The organism is Pantoea sp. (assembly GCF_028283705.1).
GTDB lineage: Bacteria > Pseudomonadota > Gammaproteobacteria > Enterobacterales > Enterobacteriaceae > Pantoea.
The window spans coordinates 83,271-96,885 of record NZ_JAPWKD010000001.1 but is presented as its reverse complement, the minus strand read 5'-3'; the positions used below and the strand labels follow the sequence as shown (position 1 = coordinate 96,885).

The following is a 13,615-nucleotide window of genomic DNA, read 5'->3' as shown; positions in this document are numbered from 1 at the left end:
GCGATATTGCATCACGGAGCAGATTTCTGCGTCCGCTGTGCCAGCCACTCTTCCTGCGTGATTTCCCAGTTGCCCGCCAGCATTTCGCCACCGACAAAGGCTTTACTGAAGGTATCGATCAGCCGCATCCCGGTGCGTTCGGAGATGCGTCGAGATGCGAGGTTATCCATCGCTTTGGGCACGCGCAGACGAGGTTGTTTCAGGGTCAAAAACCAGTAGTCAGTCACCACAGCACAGGCTTCGCTCATCAACCCCTGCCCCTGCCATTCTGGCACCAGCCAGAAACCCCGGTTATCTTCCTCACCGGCGCGCAGGGAGATCAGTCCAATCACTGTCTCTGGTGCGGAACGATGGCGTAAACTCCAGTGCCATGCCTGACCGGCCTCCATTGCGGGTAACGCGATGTGGTTAATGTAATAACTGGCCCCATCCGCAGGGTATGGCCAGGGGACAGCATTAGTCAGATGCCGTACGATTTCCCAGCGTGGGAAGATGTGTTGTACCTGGATGGCATCGCTGCTTTGTAGCGGTTCCAGAAGCAATCGTGGCGTTTCGAGCCGGGGTACTGTCATCTCAACCTCCTGTTGTCCAATCCCTTAATGGGTATCAGAAAATAGCCAGAATTAACATTGTTTTCACCAAATAATCAGTAAGTTACCGTGAGCAATAAATTCTGCCCCAGATCACATTTTTGCTAAATTGTGACAGCAATTCATCTGAGTGAAACAAAACTGTCACACTATTACCCTAACCTTTAGTCTCCTGTTTTACGATGGAAAACCGTTATGGTCATCAAAGCAAAAAATCTGCAGGACGCTGAAGAACTCCTGCACTCCGGTATCAGTAAAGTCGAACTGGCTTACGATATTGGCAGCGACGATTTCTTCCGCCTGGCGTCTCGCTGGTGCGATCGCGGTGCGCGCATCAGTAAAGGCCATCAGCATTTTGTGGTATCGATCAAGAGTTTTGCCATTCCCCCTAATGACTAAAGACGGTGAGGGCTGAGCTTGCCCTCTCTCCGGCTGACTGGTTAAATGCCCTTTTCCGTCAGCCGTGATTCCTTATGTTTACACCCGCTACACCGCTTACCGTTCCTGAATCACCCTTTTTGCTCGCCGCTGGCATAACACCGGGCTCCCCGTTGCTCGCCTGGTGTCAGTTCGATAAACAGCACTGGCAGGCCGAGCTGCATCAACGTTGGCAATTGCCACTGCCTGCGGCACTGGAAAAGGCGGTGATTAAGCGTAAGTCCGAACATCTGGCCAGCCGCTGGCTGGCGCGCGAAGTGATGGCACAATTTGGCGTGGCGGATTTTATGCTGCTCAACGCTACCGATCGTTCACCCTGCTGGCCCGCAGGCGTGCAGGCCTCACTTTCGCATAGCCATGATATGGCGGTGATTACGGCAACGCGTGAACCGCTGTGCGTCGGTGTTGATGTAGAACAGGTGATGGCTGCCAGGACGGCGCAGGAAACGGCGGAAATGTTGATGAATGCGCAGGAACGTGCGCTGCTGCAACAGCTTGCGTTGCCCTTTGCTATGGGGGCGACGCTGTTATTTTCCCTGAAAGAGAGTGTGTATAAGGCATTGTGGCCGCAGTTACATCAACCCATGGAATTTCTCCAGGCGGAGCTGATCCATCTCGATCTGACGACCCATACCGCCCGGCTGCGCTTAACCGAGGATTTTTCTGCGCACTTTAACCAGCAAACCTTGCTTCAGGCGCGTTTCAGTCAAAGTGAGCAGCGCGTGGTAACGCTGGTCACGCATCCTCTGGTGCTTCAATAACACATCAGCCGTTAATGGCCGGTATCGGTGCGTTTTACTGCATCCAGCGTTGCCATTTCACGTTCGCTACCGGTCAATTCACTCAGCTTACCGTCACGCATTTCCAGCAGGCGATCGGCGTGAATGAAATAGTGATCGTCATGGCTGATAGCAAACACCGTTTTGCCGGATTCCTGTAACCAGGGCAGCAGCTCGCGATAGAAAATACGGCGGAAATGCGGGTCCTGATCGGCGGCCCATTCGTCAAGCAGCAGAATGTCGCGCTCCTCTGCGGCTGCCAGCAGCAGCGCCAGGCGCTTACTTTGTCCTTTCGACAGTTGCAGATTCAGTACCTTGTTGCCCGTCAGCTTCAGTTTATCCTGCATCTTCAGACGCTCCAGCCAAAGCTGTACCAGCGCCGGATTGGCGGGTTGACCAGCCTGGCCGATAAGACGATCAAACAGATGCACATCGGTGAACACCGCAGAGAAATGCTGGCGATAAACTTCCAGATTGTGCCAGTCAACCGCTTTGCCATTCAGCAACAAGCTACCGGATTGCGGCTGATATAAGCCGGTCAGTAGCATCGCCAGCGTCGATTTACCGCTACCATTACCGCCAATCAGGAACACCAGCTCGCCCCGACGCAGCGTCAGGTTGATCGGCCCCACTTCGAAGCCATGTTCGCCATAATGGAAGCAAACATCACGTAATTCGAGGGATTCCCACTCACTGGCAGCGGGCAAGGCTTTGAACTCCTCTTCATAAGGTGCGAGGTCAAAGGTATTCAGCTTACGAAATGCCACCTGAGCACTGAGCAGCGTAGGTAAAGCGCCCACAGCTGCCAGTAACGGCGTGCGCAGAAACAGCAGCGTCAGCGAGTAAGTTGCCGCCACGGCGGTATTGGCCCAGCCAAGACCATTGGCCATCCAGAACACGATGCCAATCGCCCCAAGCATCATAATGTTTGACCAGTTCACCGCACTGAGATGGAAGGTATCGGCACGCACAATATGGTGACGATAGCTTCTGGCGTTTTCCTGGTAAACGCTGTCGTAAATCTGCTGCGCGCGATCGCGGTTCAGCTGTAGCTCTTTGCGCCCTTCAATGATGGTTTGATAGTCACGATAGAGGTCATCTTCCACCTCGCGCAGCTTCGCCATATGTTGATAAACACGCGACACCAGCAGCCAGCCCCCCACCAGCGTGACCACCAGCCACAACGAGGTCACCGCCAGCATTTTCGGTGATAACCACGCCATATATAGCGCGGAACCAAGGGTAATGATGATGCCCTGGATCAACTCCGGCAGACGGACAAAAGCAATGGTAATGGCACGCACGTCACTGGTCAGCCCGGCCAGCAGTTGTGCGTTGCCGATCTGCTCAATACGCTCTACGCGGGTATCCAGAATACGTTTGATAAATTCGCCACGCAGACGCCAGACGAAGTGATGACCCAGCAGCGTCAGCGACAGCTGTGAGCCGAGCGTCACCGCCATCAGCAGAAACAGCTGCAGCAGGAACGCCGGTAATACGCTAACCGAGGTATTCACCGCCGTGATCAGCTCGTTATTAATCCAGGCAATCATGCCAATGCCGAGCGCGGCGCTAAGTAAAGTAAGAAGGATGACGCCAATAAAAGGCCAGCGATACTGGCGATAGACAACCTGAAGCAGAGCCATTAAACGGTTCCAGCAGTAAACTTTTGCAGCCTGCAGTTTAATGGTGCGTCAGATGATAGCAAGAATAATTCTCATCCAACGCGCCCTCAATGGGCGCGACGGAAAGTGAGGTTATAGCGAAAGGCACCGGCCTGCGGATGCACACCCGGTTTGAGCGGCAGAATGCCGTGATAGCGCAGACGCGAAGGCCCACCCCATACCACGATATCGCCGTGTTCCAGTAACACGCGCTGTGTGGCATCACCACGTTCGAAACCACCAAACTGAAACACGGCGGGCAGCCCGAGCGACACCGAAACGATCGGCTGGCGCAGGTCCTTCTCATCTTTATCCTGATGCAGCGTCAGTTTGGCTCCGGGCTCATAACGGTTGATCAGACAGGCATCCGGGTTAAAACCGCTGAACCCGGCTTCCAGCGCCGTCTGTTGCGCCAGCTCGCGGAACAAGGTCGGCATCGGCGGCCATGTATGTCCGCTGAGGTTATCCTGTTCGGTGTACTGGTAGCCGCGTGAATCGCTCGACCAGCCCAAATTGCCGCAGTTGGTCATGGCGACCGACATACGGTGCCCACCCGGCGTAATGCGATGAGCAAACGGGTTAAGTGCGGCGATGGTATGAATTTCCGCCAGCAATGCATCCGCCTGCTCGCGGGCGCGACGACGCAGGATCACCGCCCCCTCAGCCAACGGTTCCTGCCACGGCGCTTCATCACTAAACAAGTCCAGCATTTGCGCCTCCGTAATCAGTGGTCATCCTGTGAAATCAGGAATGGTTTGAACTGCGGCGACATCCAGTGACTGAAGCCGTCGCCCTGCCTGGTTATCAGATACACCGCCAGATGCTCCTTCAGCGCCAGCGCTTTAGCGCGCTCAGTGCCAAGCACCATCAGCCCGGTATCCCAGCCATCCGCTTCCAGCGCGGTGGTGGCGATCACCGTTGCCGACACCAGTTTATGCTGGATTGGCCGCCCGGTGGCCGGATCGATAACGTGCGAAATGCGTTTGCCATCCAGTTCATAATAGTTGCGATAGCTGCCGGATGTACTGATGCCGTGGCCCTGTAAATCCACCCGCGCTTCCACCGCATTTTCCCGATCGGTTGGTTTCTGGATCGCTACACGCCATGGTTGGTTCTGGGCATTCAAGCCGCGACTCAGTACCGCTCCGCCCACCGATACCAGATAATCGGTGATGCCCTGCTGCTCCATCAGGCGCGCCAGATGGTCGGTTGCATAGCCTTCACCCATGGTGGAGAGATCAACATACAAGCCCGGCAGATCTTTTTGCAGCCACTGGCCGTCAACCGCCTGGATCACCCGCAGATGCTGTAAACCGGTTAGCGCTTTCGCCGCCGCAATTTCAGCATCCGTTGGCGTATGCGCAGGTTGTTTGGTCGGCCCAAAACCCCACAGATTGACCAGCGGTCCGACGGTAATGTCCATCGCGCCACTGGTTTTTGCGCCGATGCGCAATGCTTCGGTAACGATATCCGCCATATCGGCACTGACTGGTTGCGGTGTGTTGCCCTGATATTGATTGAAACGCGATAGCACGGAGTCCGGCTTCCAGGTAGAAAGCTCGCCATCGTCACGATCCAGCTGTTGCTGAATCGCCTGCTGTAATGACGCTTTACGCTGTGCATCAACTCCGGCGAGGCTAACCCGCCATACCGTACCCATGGTTTTACCTTCCAGCACCATACTTTGTCGGCCCGGCGTTTGATCGCAACCACTCAACCCGATCACCATCAGGCTTGTCAGCAGAATATTCTGAAAACGCATTTAATCCTCATCTGTAACGCTTTAATTAAGCCTGTTACAAAGCATAACTCGCTTGTAAATCAGGCTAAAGCTGCTTGAAGTTGACTGAAGGCTGGCACAGGATAACCCGTTCCTGCACAACCGCGCATACGGGAGCGTCAGATGATTTATACAATTCTTGTGGTGGCCACTGGCCTGTTTTTTTACAGCAGCCTGCAATGCTGGCGGCATTATCGTCAGCGTCATCTGCGCGGGCGTTAAATTTCTGCACCAGAAAAACCCGCGTTGCACCGCTTCAGCGCTGGCGCAGTGTAGCAAAGTGAAACCGATCCGCGTGGCGCTGAGAGCGGTGTTGTGGCATGAATTCTGCAATGTTGAAGCTAAGTTGAATATCGCTGAGGCAGCAGAATGGAAAAGTCAAAAACACAACATGGCAAATGGCAGCAGTGGCTGAGTTTCTCAGCCTTTACCCTCGCGGGCGTGGCGCTGGAAGGCAGCCCCCCTCCAGCACAACAGCAAGCGCCAAAAGCGAAGAAGTGGCGCACTGCGCAGTAATGCTGCGTTTATAGCCCCAGTTCACTCAGGCCCGGATGATCAATCGGGCGTGTTCCCAGCGGCCAATGGAATAAACGCTGCGCTTCAGTGATTGCGAGATCGTTGATACAGGCGTAGCGCGTTACCATCAAACCCTCTGCCCCGAAGTGCCAGTTCTCATTACCGTAGCTGCGAAACCAGTTACCACTGTCATCATGCCATTCATAAGCAAAGCGCACCGCCAGCCGGTCGTTATGCCACGCCCATAACTCTTTAATCAGCCGATAATCCAGCTCTTTAGCCCACTTGCGTTGCAGAAACGCCTCTACATCTGCCCGTCCATTGACAAACTCACTGCGATTACGCCAGCGCGTATCTTCACTGTAAACCTGTGCCACCCGGTGCGGATCGCGGCTATTCCAGGCATCTTCCGCCATCCGCACTTTCTGCGTGGCGCTTTTTTCATCAAACGGAGGAATCAGCATCATGGTCTCCTTATTTATGTAGACAGGTCTGTCTACTTGATTCATCCTGCCGTATGTAGACAATTCTGTCTACTTCCTTTTTACGGTGACGCTATGCTCGCTCCTCTGACTTTCGATCCCCAGGCCGCCGCGCGCGACCGCATCCTCAATACCGCCCAGCGCCTGTTTTATCAGCAGGGCATTCGCGCCACCGGCATTGATAAAGTGATTGCCGAAGCGGGCGTTACCAAAGTGACCTTTTATCGACACTTCCCCGCCAAGAACGCCCTGATTGTGGCGTTTCTGCAACAGCGCCATCAACGCTGGATGACAGCATTTCGCACAGCACTGGCGCAGCAGCCTGCGCTGGTGGATGCCCTGCCCGCTGCATTGCAAAGCTGGTTTAGCGAAGCGGATTTCCGTGGCTGTGCCTTTATTAACAGTGCGGCGGAATTGGGAGACACCCTGCCGGAAGCCAGTGCGCTGATTCTGGAGCATAAAAGAGAGATGGCGGCGGCGATTGCGCAGCAACTCACGACAGCACAACAGAGAACAGTTGGGCAGATTGTCTTGCTGGTGGAGGGGGCGATTGTGCAGGTTCAGCTGGGAGAAGTGGCGGAGCAGATTATCGCTGCGTTACATGATGCGCTGACTACGTTGTTAAAAACCGGAGCGTGACCGGCAGGCCACGCTCCGACAAACTTCTTAGAACTGGTAAACCAGACCCAGAGCAACAACGTCGTCGGTGTTGATACCGGCGGCCTGGGTGAAGTTGTTGTCGTCCAGCAGGTTGATCTGGTAATCAACATAGGTGGACATGTTTTTGTTGAAGTAGTAGGTCGCGCCTACATCGATGTATTTTTTCAGGTTCTGAGTGCCGTAGTTCTGAACATCACCGCGTGAAGAGATGAAGGCCAGAGACGGACGCAGACCGAAGTCGAACTGGTACTGTGCAACCATTTCCCAGTTATCCGCACTATCCGCATAACCAAACGCAGAGCTGTCGCTGGAACCGAAGCGTGTTGCGTTGATGGAACGGGTATACATCGCGGCCAGGTAGATGTTGTTGGCATCATATTTCAGACCACCGGTATAAGCCTCGGCTTTGTTACCGCGACCCAGGATACCGTCGTAGCCACCGTTCTGCGAGTTGGTACGATCAGACGACATCATCGCCGCACCGATACCAAAACCAGAACCCAGGTCATAGGTGGTGCTCAGACCAAAGCCATCACCGTTCTCACCCAGCACATCACGGCCAGATGCGGACTCAGTCGGGTTGTCATTTTTGCCCTGGTACTGCACGGCAAAGTTCCAGTCATCCACCAGACCGAAGAAGTTGGTGTTGCGGTAAGTCGCCAGACCGTTGCTGCGCTGGAACATGAACTGGTCAGCGCCGTAGGTATCACCACCGAACTCAGGCAGTACGTCGGTCCATGAACCGATGTCATACAACACGCCGTAGTTACGACCATAGTCGAAAGACCCGGCATCACCGAATTTCAGACCAGCAAAGCCCACACGCGTGAAGCTGTTAGCTGTACCCTGGTTCTCTGTGGTATTCAGAGCCGCCTGGTATTCCCACTGGCCGTAACCGGACAGTTGATCGGTTACCTGCGTCTCACCTTTGAAGCCAAAGCGCAGATAAGACTGGTCACCATCACTGCCAGAGTTGTCAGAAAAATAGTGCAGACCGTCGACTTTGCCGTACAGATCTAATTTGTTGCCATCTTTATTGTAAATTTCCGCTGCGTTTGCAGCACCTGCAACAAGAAGCGCAGGAATCATCAGGGAGAGAACACGAAGTTTCATTTTATTACCCTCTTTAATGTGCCTTTATTTATGCCACTGCTAACTGAACGATTAAAAATTCAGCCGGCAAGCCATTGTTATTTTATAGAGAGCAATAATCTATCACGAAAATGATACTAAATTTCCGAAAGTGTTTCATTGTATGAAATAAATATTTCCAAATGTAAATTCTGGGGAACTAATAAGCAGCACGCATCGGTAAAAAATATAGCACATATTGATAAACCGATTTTTAGTTACTTAATATCAACCAGTTACATTGAAAACCCTTTCAGCACTGAATGATAAAACTTTTCAGCCATCAGAGAATACAATTACTCCCGCTATCATCATTTATTTCATTATTACCTTCATTCACCCCGAATGAGATGTTTACCCTAAATTCCCGCCGGACATGTTTGTCCGGCATTTTTTTGCCTGCCATTTATCGCCTTTTTGTCATCTTCCGTAAACTTACTTGACCACCTTTAATTAAGACAGCCCCCCAATAACATTATTTGTTTATTTCCGCACGTTTTGTTCAATAACAAGTCAAAAACCAGCCATGTTAATTTCCCGCAGTAACAAAGATCATCGTAATTATTTGCGGCCCGTAATATTCACCCTCACATATCGCTTCTTTGCCTTTATTCAGCAAGTTAAGCTCTGCATTCATTACGTCATTGTGACCAGTTCAATTTAAACATGACTTATTCAATCGGGGGAAAATAGCGATTCTCCAAACCGGTACGGCGGTGAGATAACCTTATTGGTTATTCCTCGTCTGATAAATCGCTCAATTAATCTTCCGGAAAAGCTGAAGTTTTCTATTTATCTCGTGATCAACATCACAAATTATTCCGCAGCCGGGAAAGTGTTTTTCAGCTAACCTATTGAATCAACTCATCATGATTTGAGTTAAGTCACACACCCGCACGGTCCCGCCGCCAGGAAAGTTCTGGAAAAAAATTGCAGTGGCTGAAAAGTCGGTAAAATGCCCTTTTTCCGGTTAATTCATGGCATGGGACGAACCCTTAACCTGCCGTTGCAGCGGGTTGATGCTAAAATCGCCCTTTTGACGAGAAAGATAATAACTTCATGACAGCACTGGACGCCGCACAACATCCGCGAGACGCTCGCCTTCTGCACTGGTCAACACGTACCGTGTTTTTAATCAATGGTCTCGGCATGTCCGCCTGGGCTCCTCTGGTACCGTTTGCCCGCGATCGTCTGCATTTAACCGGCAGCATGCTCGGTGCATTGCTGCTGTGTCTTGGCATTGGTTCGCTGGCCGCAATGCCGGTTACCGGAAAACTGGTGGCGCGCTATGGTTGCCTACGAGTCATGCTCTGCTCCACTGCGTTGGTGCTGATGATGCTGCCGCTGCTGGCGACAGCCAGCCAGACCGGAGTGATGGCAGTGGCGCTGATGTTGTTTGGTGCCGGACTTGGCACGCTCGATGTCGCCATGAACTATCAGGCAGTAGAAGTAGAAAAGGCGGCGCGTCGTCCGATGATGTCCGGCTTTCATGCTTTCTTTAGTCTGGGCGGGATTATCGGTGCCGCGACAGTCAGCCTGCTGATGAGCGCCGGATTATCGCCTCTCGCCGCAGTGGGCGTGGTGATGGTGGTAATGGTATTGCTGCTGCTACGCAGCCAGCCGGGGATGATGACCACCCGTTTACACCAGCCTGATCAGCCATGGCTGGTGATTCCACGCGGCTGGGTGGCCTTTCTCGGCCTGCTGTGCTTTATCCTGTTTCTCGCCGAAGGCGCGGTACTCGACTGGGGTGCCCTGCTGCTGCTACAAAGCCCGGAGATGCCCGCCACATGGGCCGGACTGGGCTATGCGGTGTTTTCTGTTGCCATGACCCTCGGACGGTTTACCGGAGATAAAATCATCCAGCGCTGCGGGCGTTATCCGGTGATGCTGGGCGGCGCTCTGGCGGCAGCGGCGGGTATGACGCTGGCTGTCATCATCCCCTGGCCTGGTTTGGCGCTGCTGGCTTTTCTGCTGGTGGGGTTCGGCTTGGCCAATACGGTGCCGATATTGTTCAATGCTGCCGGAAATCAACACGATATGCCGTCAAATCTGGCGATTTCCGCCATGACAACCTTAGGCTATGCAGGTATTCTTTCAGGTCCGGCTTTGATCGGATTAATATCCCAGTGGATCAGCCTGAGCGGCGCATTTCTGCTTATCGCCCTGCTGCTGCTGGCTGTAGCTGCCAGTGCCCGACTGGTTGCGCGATAATTTCAGGTGCCTGAGACGCTATGTTGCCTTACAAATTTCCTCTGACATCCGGCAATGTGACCCGCTTTTTTGTGGTGTTCAATCTGGTGCTGTTCCTCGCGCTGGGCGCGATGGTGCACAACAGCGTTAATGCCTGGATCACCGATAAGCGCTATGCGATGACCGATCTGGCGCGCGCCATGCAGAAACGCATCGATGCGTACCGCTTCGCCACCTGGCAGATTTATGAAAATCTCGCCACCAGCGCTGCCGGTTCCACACCGAACAGCAGCCTGCAGGAAACCCGTCTGCGTCCGGATGTGTATTACCTGGAAAAAACCCGTCGCAAAACCGAAGCGCTGATTTTTGGTTCCCACGACAGCAGCACGCTGGATATGACCATGCGCATGTCCAGCTACCTCGATACCCTGTGGGGGGCGGAAAATCCCACCTGGTCGATGTATTTCCTCAATGGTCAGGATAACAGCCTGATCATGATCTCAACCCTGCCACTGAAAGATATGGCGACACGCTATAAAGAAAGCGCGATCAATTCGCTGGTGGATAGCCGCCGTGCCGAGATGTTGCAGCAGGCTAATGCGCTGGATGAACGCGAGAGCTTTTCACCGCTGCGCCATTTTGCCTGGCAGAATGACCATTACTTCACGCTGCGTACCACCTTTAATCAGCCGGGTCATTTAGCCACGGTGGTGGCTTTTGATTTACCGGTCAACGATCTGATTCCGCGCAGCATGCCGGTGGAGAATTTCCTGCTACGTCAGGACACCACGCAGTCCAGCAGCAGCAACAGCGATGATGAAACCAGCGAAACCACTCATGTTTCACTGGTTAACCCGAATCTGGAGATTGCGGCATCGCTGCCAAGCACCTCGTTGCAGCTGGTATACCGTGTGCCCATCACCAGCCTGATTATTGATAGCCTGCATAATCTGCTGTGGCCGTTACTGGTCAATCTGCTGCTGTTCCTGCTGTCGATAGCCGGTATCACCCTGCTGCGTCAGCAGTCGCTGCGCCCGAATGAGAACCAAAGTGCGGAGCTGGATTCCCTGCGCATGTTGAATGAAGAGATTGTCGCCAGTTTGCCGGTCGGCCTGCTGGTGTACGATTTCGCCACCAACCGTACTTTGCTGAGCAACAAGATCGCTGAACATTTGCTGCCGCATCTGAATCTGCAAAAAATCATCAATATGTCCGATCAACATCAGGGCGTGTTGCAGGCCACCATCAATAACGAGGTGTATGAGATCCGCCACGCGCGCAGCGTGCTGTCGCCGCATACGCAGCTATTTATGATGCGCGATCAGGATCGCGAGTTGCTGGTCAATAAAAAGCTGCAAAAAGCCCAGCAGGTACTGGATCGTAATCACCAGATGCGTCAGCAGTTGATGCATAACCTCGGCCACGCCCTGCACCGCCCTCTGGAAAGTATGGTGGCGCAGCTGGTGCAGCTCAGCCAGCGCGACAGCGATGAAAGCGTGCTCGATCTGCTCGACGAAAGCCAGGGGCTGGCGCGTCTGGTGGATGACATCGTGCTGCTCAACCGTCTGGAGGCCCATGACTGGTCGCCAGATGCCAGCCGTTTCAACCTGCAGGAGCTGCTGGATGAAATTGCGCTGGAAAGCCTTCCGCTGCTGCGCCGCAAAGGCCTGGCGCTGGTGGTGAATAATCACCTCGCCAATGATGAGATCCGCTTTGGCGATCGCCGTGCGCTGCGCAAAGTGCTGACCACCCTGATGCATTACTCGCTGACCACCACGCTTTGGGGCAAGATTTCCCTCGACATTAAGGCCAGTGAAAGCAAGCCAGACCGCATCCTGTTGCAGCTGGTCGATACCGGTTCCGGTCTGACGGTTGACGAGCTGGCAAACGTCGATTTCCCGTTCCTCGGCGATACCACACAGGATCGTTTTGGTCAGGCATCCGGCATGGCCTTCTTCCTGTGCAAACAGCTGTGTAAACAGATGGGGGGTTCTCTGGAAATTGTGGCAAAACCGGATATCGGCACCCGCTACAATATCCAGTTACCGCTGGCGCTGGAACAGCAGACCGAGCAGGAAGAGAAGCTGCTGGAAGGCGTCAATGTGCTGGTCGATATCGCCATGGAAGATGTGCATAAAATTGTTTGTCGCCACCTGGAGAACTGGGGGGCGAAGTGCCTGACTTCTGACGAGCGTTTGTCAGGGCAGGAACATGATGTGCTGGTAACTGACGACCCTTCACGCCTTAACGGCTGGGCGTTGTTACTGGCGGGTGATGAGATGGGTCACCACGCGCTGAACGATCAACAATTCCGCGTTAACTTTAACCTCAGTAATGCATTACTCGATGCGTTGCTGGCATTGATCGAGAAGCAACTGGCCCATGATTTAATGGAGGAGACTAACGAAGATGAGGCTGCCACACCGCTACTAAGCGGAGGCTATTTTCAGCTGTTTACCGAGACAGTTCCGCCTGATGTCAAGAGACTGTATACTGAAGCAGCGGAGAAGGATTACCCCTCGCTTGCTCAGACAGCGCATCGCCTGAAAGGCGTGTTTGCCATGCTAAATCTGGTGCCAGGTAAACAGCTTTGTGAAGAGTTAGAACAGCACATTAAAGTATGTGACGATTCAACCATTAAAAATACCACCAGTGAAATTGACACTTATGTCAATCAACTGCTGCAGCAAGGTAACCCATAAGATGAATAACCTGAATGTAATTATTGCCGATGACCATCCAATTGTTCTGTTTGGTATCCGTAAGTCTCTGGAACAGATTGAATGGGTCAACGTTGTAGGTGAGTTCGAAGACTCAACAGCACTGATTAATAGCCTGTCCAAACTCGATGCCAATGTCCTGATTACTGACCTCTCCATGCCAGGCGAGAAGTATGGTGACGGTATCACCCTGATCAAATACATCAAACGTCATTATCCGGACCTCTCGATTATCGTTCTGACCATGAACAATAACCCGGCGATCCTGAGTGCCGTACTGGATCTGGATATTGAAGGGATCGTGCTGAAACAGGGTGCACCGACTGACCTGCCAAAAGCGCTGGCAGCATTGCAGAAAGGCAAAAAATATACGCCGGAAAGCGTGGCCAAGCTGCTGGAGAAAATCAGTGCGGGTGGTTATGGTGACAAACGTCTGTCACCGAAAGAGAGTGAAGTGCTGCGTCTGTTCGCCGAAGGTTTCCTGGTCACTGAAATCGCCAAGAAGCTGAACCGCAGTATCAAAACCATCAGTAGCCAGAAGAAATCGGCGATGATGAAGCTGGGCGTAGATAACGATATCGCGCTGCTGAACTACCTCTCTTCCGTCAGCGCCACCCAGGTCGACAAAGAGTAACCCCGTTCAGGCGGTGCCGTCGCACCGC

General features: G+C 53.2%; 14 protein-coding genes. 8 read left to right on the top strand and 6 right to left on the bottom strand.

Annotation, left to right across the window (positions count from 1 at the left end; all coding sequences use genetic code 11):
• Nucleotides 1-11: 11 nt before the first annotated feature.
• Entirely contained in the window at nt 12-572 is a 561-nt protein-coding gene (locus PW844_RS00435; protein WP_299445417.1) for a GNAT family N-acetyltransferase, read from the bottom strand.
• 213 nt (nt 573-785) lie between these two features.
• On the opposite strand from PW844_RS00435, the gene PW844_RS00430 reads away from it, so the two are divergent.
• Together PW844_RS00430 and PW844_RS00425 are read left to right on the top strand one after the other, a co-directional pair.
• On the top strand, nt 786-989 hold the full coding sequence (locus tag PW844_RS00430) for a hypothetical protein (RefSeq protein WP_013509840.1): 204 nt from the start codon (nt 786-788) through the stop codon (nt 987-989).
• Between the two features lie 74 nt (nt 990-1,063).
• Nucleotides 1,064-1,789, top strand: coding sequence for a 4'-phosphopantetheinyl transferase (locus PW844_RS00425; protein WP_299445414.1), 726 nt, complete (start codon nt 1,064-1,066; stop codon nt 1,787-1,789).
• Between the two features lie 11 nt (nt 1,790-1,800).
• Here PW844_RS00425 and PW844_RS00420 read toward each other — a convergent pair whose 3' ends face one another.
• From PW844_RS00420 to apbE, 3 genes are all read right to left on the bottom strand, one after another.
• Nucleotides 1,801-3,453, bottom strand: a complete 1,653-nt coding sequence (locus PW844_RS00420) for a multidrug ABC transporter permease/ATP-binding protein (RefSeq protein WP_299445412.1) — start codon at nt 3,451-3,453, stop codon at nt 1,801-1,803.
• A gap of 86 nt (nt 3,454-3,539) precedes the next feature.
• Nucleotides 3,540-4,181: a DNA oxidative demethylase AlkB gene (gene alkB, locus PW844_RS00415; RefSeq protein ID WP_299445410.1), complete on the bottom strand. Its 642-nt coding sequence runs from the start codon at nt 4,179-4,181 to the stop codon at nt 3,540-3,542.
• A gap of 14 nt (nt 4,182-4,195) precedes the next feature.
• Entirely contained in the window at nt 4,196-5,233 is a 1,038-nt protein-coding gene (apbE, locus tag PW844_RS00410) for an FAD:protein FMN transferase ApbE (protein WP_299445408.1), read from the bottom strand.
• A gap of 141 nt (nt 5,234-5,374) precedes the next feature.
• Between apbE and PW844_RS00405 the strand changes: the two genes are divergently transcribed.
• Together PW844_RS00405 and PW844_RS00400 are read left to right on the top strand one after the other, a co-directional pair.
• On the top strand, nt 5,375-5,473 hold the full coding sequence (locus PW844_RS00405) for a response regulator (RefSeq protein ID WP_299445406.1): 99 nt from the start codon (nt 5,375-5,377) through the stop codon (nt 5,471-5,473).
• A gap of 147 nt (nt 5,474-5,620) precedes the next feature.
• The gene (locus tag PW844_RS00400; RefSeq protein WP_299445404.1) at nt 5,621-5,767 is read left to right on the top strand and encodes a hypothetical protein; all 147 of its coding nucleotides are present in this window, start codon (nt 5,621-5,623) and stop codon (nt 5,765-5,767) included.
• 8 nt (nt 5,768-5,775) lie between these two features.
• Here the strand turns inward: PW844_RS00400 and PW844_RS00395 are convergent, their stop codons facing one another.
• Entirely contained in the window at nt 5,776-6,231 is a 456-nt protein-coding gene (locus PW844_RS00395; RefSeq protein ID WP_299445679.1) for a nuclear transport factor 2 family protein, read from the bottom strand.
• 93 nt (nt 6,232-6,324) lie between these two features.
• Between PW844_RS00395 and PW844_RS00390 the strand changes: the two genes are divergently transcribed.
• Nucleotides 6,325-6,888, top strand: a complete 564-nt coding sequence (locus PW844_RS00390; RefSeq protein WP_299445402.1) for a TetR/AcrR family transcriptional regulator — start codon at nt 6,325-6,327, stop codon at nt 6,886-6,888.
• A 27-nt stretch (nt 6,889-6,915) separates the two neighbouring features.
• On the opposite strand, the gene ompC is transcribed toward PW844_RS00390, so the two are convergent.
• A complete protein-coding gene (gene ompC, locus PW844_RS00385; RefSeq protein ID WP_299445400.1) occupies nt 6,916-8,022 on the bottom strand; it encodes a porin OmpC in 1,107 nt (368 codons plus the stop codon).
• Between the two features lie 1,077 nt (nt 8,023-9,099).
• On the opposite strand from ompC, the gene PW844_RS00380 reads away from it, so the two are divergent.
• Genes PW844_RS00380 through rcsB form a run of 3 tightly spaced genes read left to right on the top strand, consistent with a single transcriptional unit; the run spans nt 9,100 to nt 13,587 of the window.
• Nucleotides 9,100-10,254: an MFS transporter gene (locus tag PW844_RS00380; protein WP_299445398.1), complete on the top strand. Its 1,155-nt coding sequence runs from the start codon at nt 9,100-9,102 to the stop codon at nt 10,252-10,254.
• A gap of 23 nt (nt 10,255-10,277) precedes the next feature.
• Nucleotides 10,278-12,935: a phosphotransferase RcsD gene (gene rcsD / locus PW844_RS00375; protein ID WP_299445677.1), complete on the top strand. Its 2,658-nt coding sequence runs from the start codon at nt 10,278-10,280 to the stop codon at nt 12,933-12,935.
• 1 nt (nt 12,936) lies between these two features.
• A complete protein-coding gene (gene rcsB, locus PW844_RS00370) occupies nt 12,937-13,587 on the top strand; it encodes a response regulator transcription factor RcsB (protein WP_013509853.1) in 651 nt (216 codons plus the stop codon).
• Nucleotides 13,588-13,615: the final 28 nt, after the last annotated feature.

Coding starts and splice junctions, on each gene's coding strand:
- PW844_RS00435 (WP_299445417.1), bottom strand. CDS start 572: ATGACAGTACCCCGGCTCGAAACGCCACGATTGCTTCTGGAACCGCTA.
- PW844_RS00430 (WP_013509840.1), top strand. CDS start 786: ATGGTCATCAAAGCAAAAAATCTGCAGGACGCTGAAGAACTCCTGCAC.
- PW844_RS00425 (WP_299445414.1), top strand. CDS start 1,064: ATGTTTACACCCGCTACACCGCTTACCGTTCCTGAATCACCCTTTTTG.
- PW844_RS00420 (WP_299445412.1), bottom strand. CDS start 3,453: ATGGCTCTGCTTCAGGTTGTCTATCGCCAGTATCGCTGGCCTTTTATT.
- alkB (WP_299445410.1), bottom strand. CDS start 4,181: ATGCTGGACTTGTTTAGTGATGAAGCGCCGTGGCAGGAACCGTTGGCT.
- apbE (WP_299445408.1), bottom strand. CDS start 5,233: ATGCGTTTTCAGAATATTCTGCTGACAAGCCTGATGGTGATCGGGTTG.
- PW844_RS00405 (WP_299445406.1), top strand. CDS start 5,375: ATGATTTATACAATTCTTGTGGTGGCCACTGGCCTGTTTTTTTACAGC.
- PW844_RS00400 (WP_299445404.1), top strand. CDS start 5,621: ATGGAAAAGTCAAAAACACAACATGGCAAATGGCAGCAGTGGCTGAGT.
- PW844_RS00395 (WP_299445679.1), bottom strand. CDS start 6,231: ATGCTGATTCCTCCGTTTGATGAAAAAAGCGCCACGCAGAAAGTGCGG.
- PW844_RS00390 (WP_299445402.1), top strand. CDS start 6,325: ATGCTCGCTCCTCTGACTTTCGATCCCCAGGCCGCCGCGCGCGACCGC.
- ompC (WP_299445400.1), bottom strand. CDS start 8,022: ATGAAACTTCGTGTTCTCTCCCTGATGATTCCTGCGCTTCTTGTTGCA.
- PW844_RS00380 (WP_299445398.1), top strand. CDS start 9,100: ATGACAGCACTGGACGCCGCACAACATCCGCGAGACGCTCGCCTTCTG.
- rcsB (WP_013509853.1), top strand. CDS start 12,937: ATGAATAACCTGAATGTAATTATTGCCGATGACCATCCAATTGTTCTG.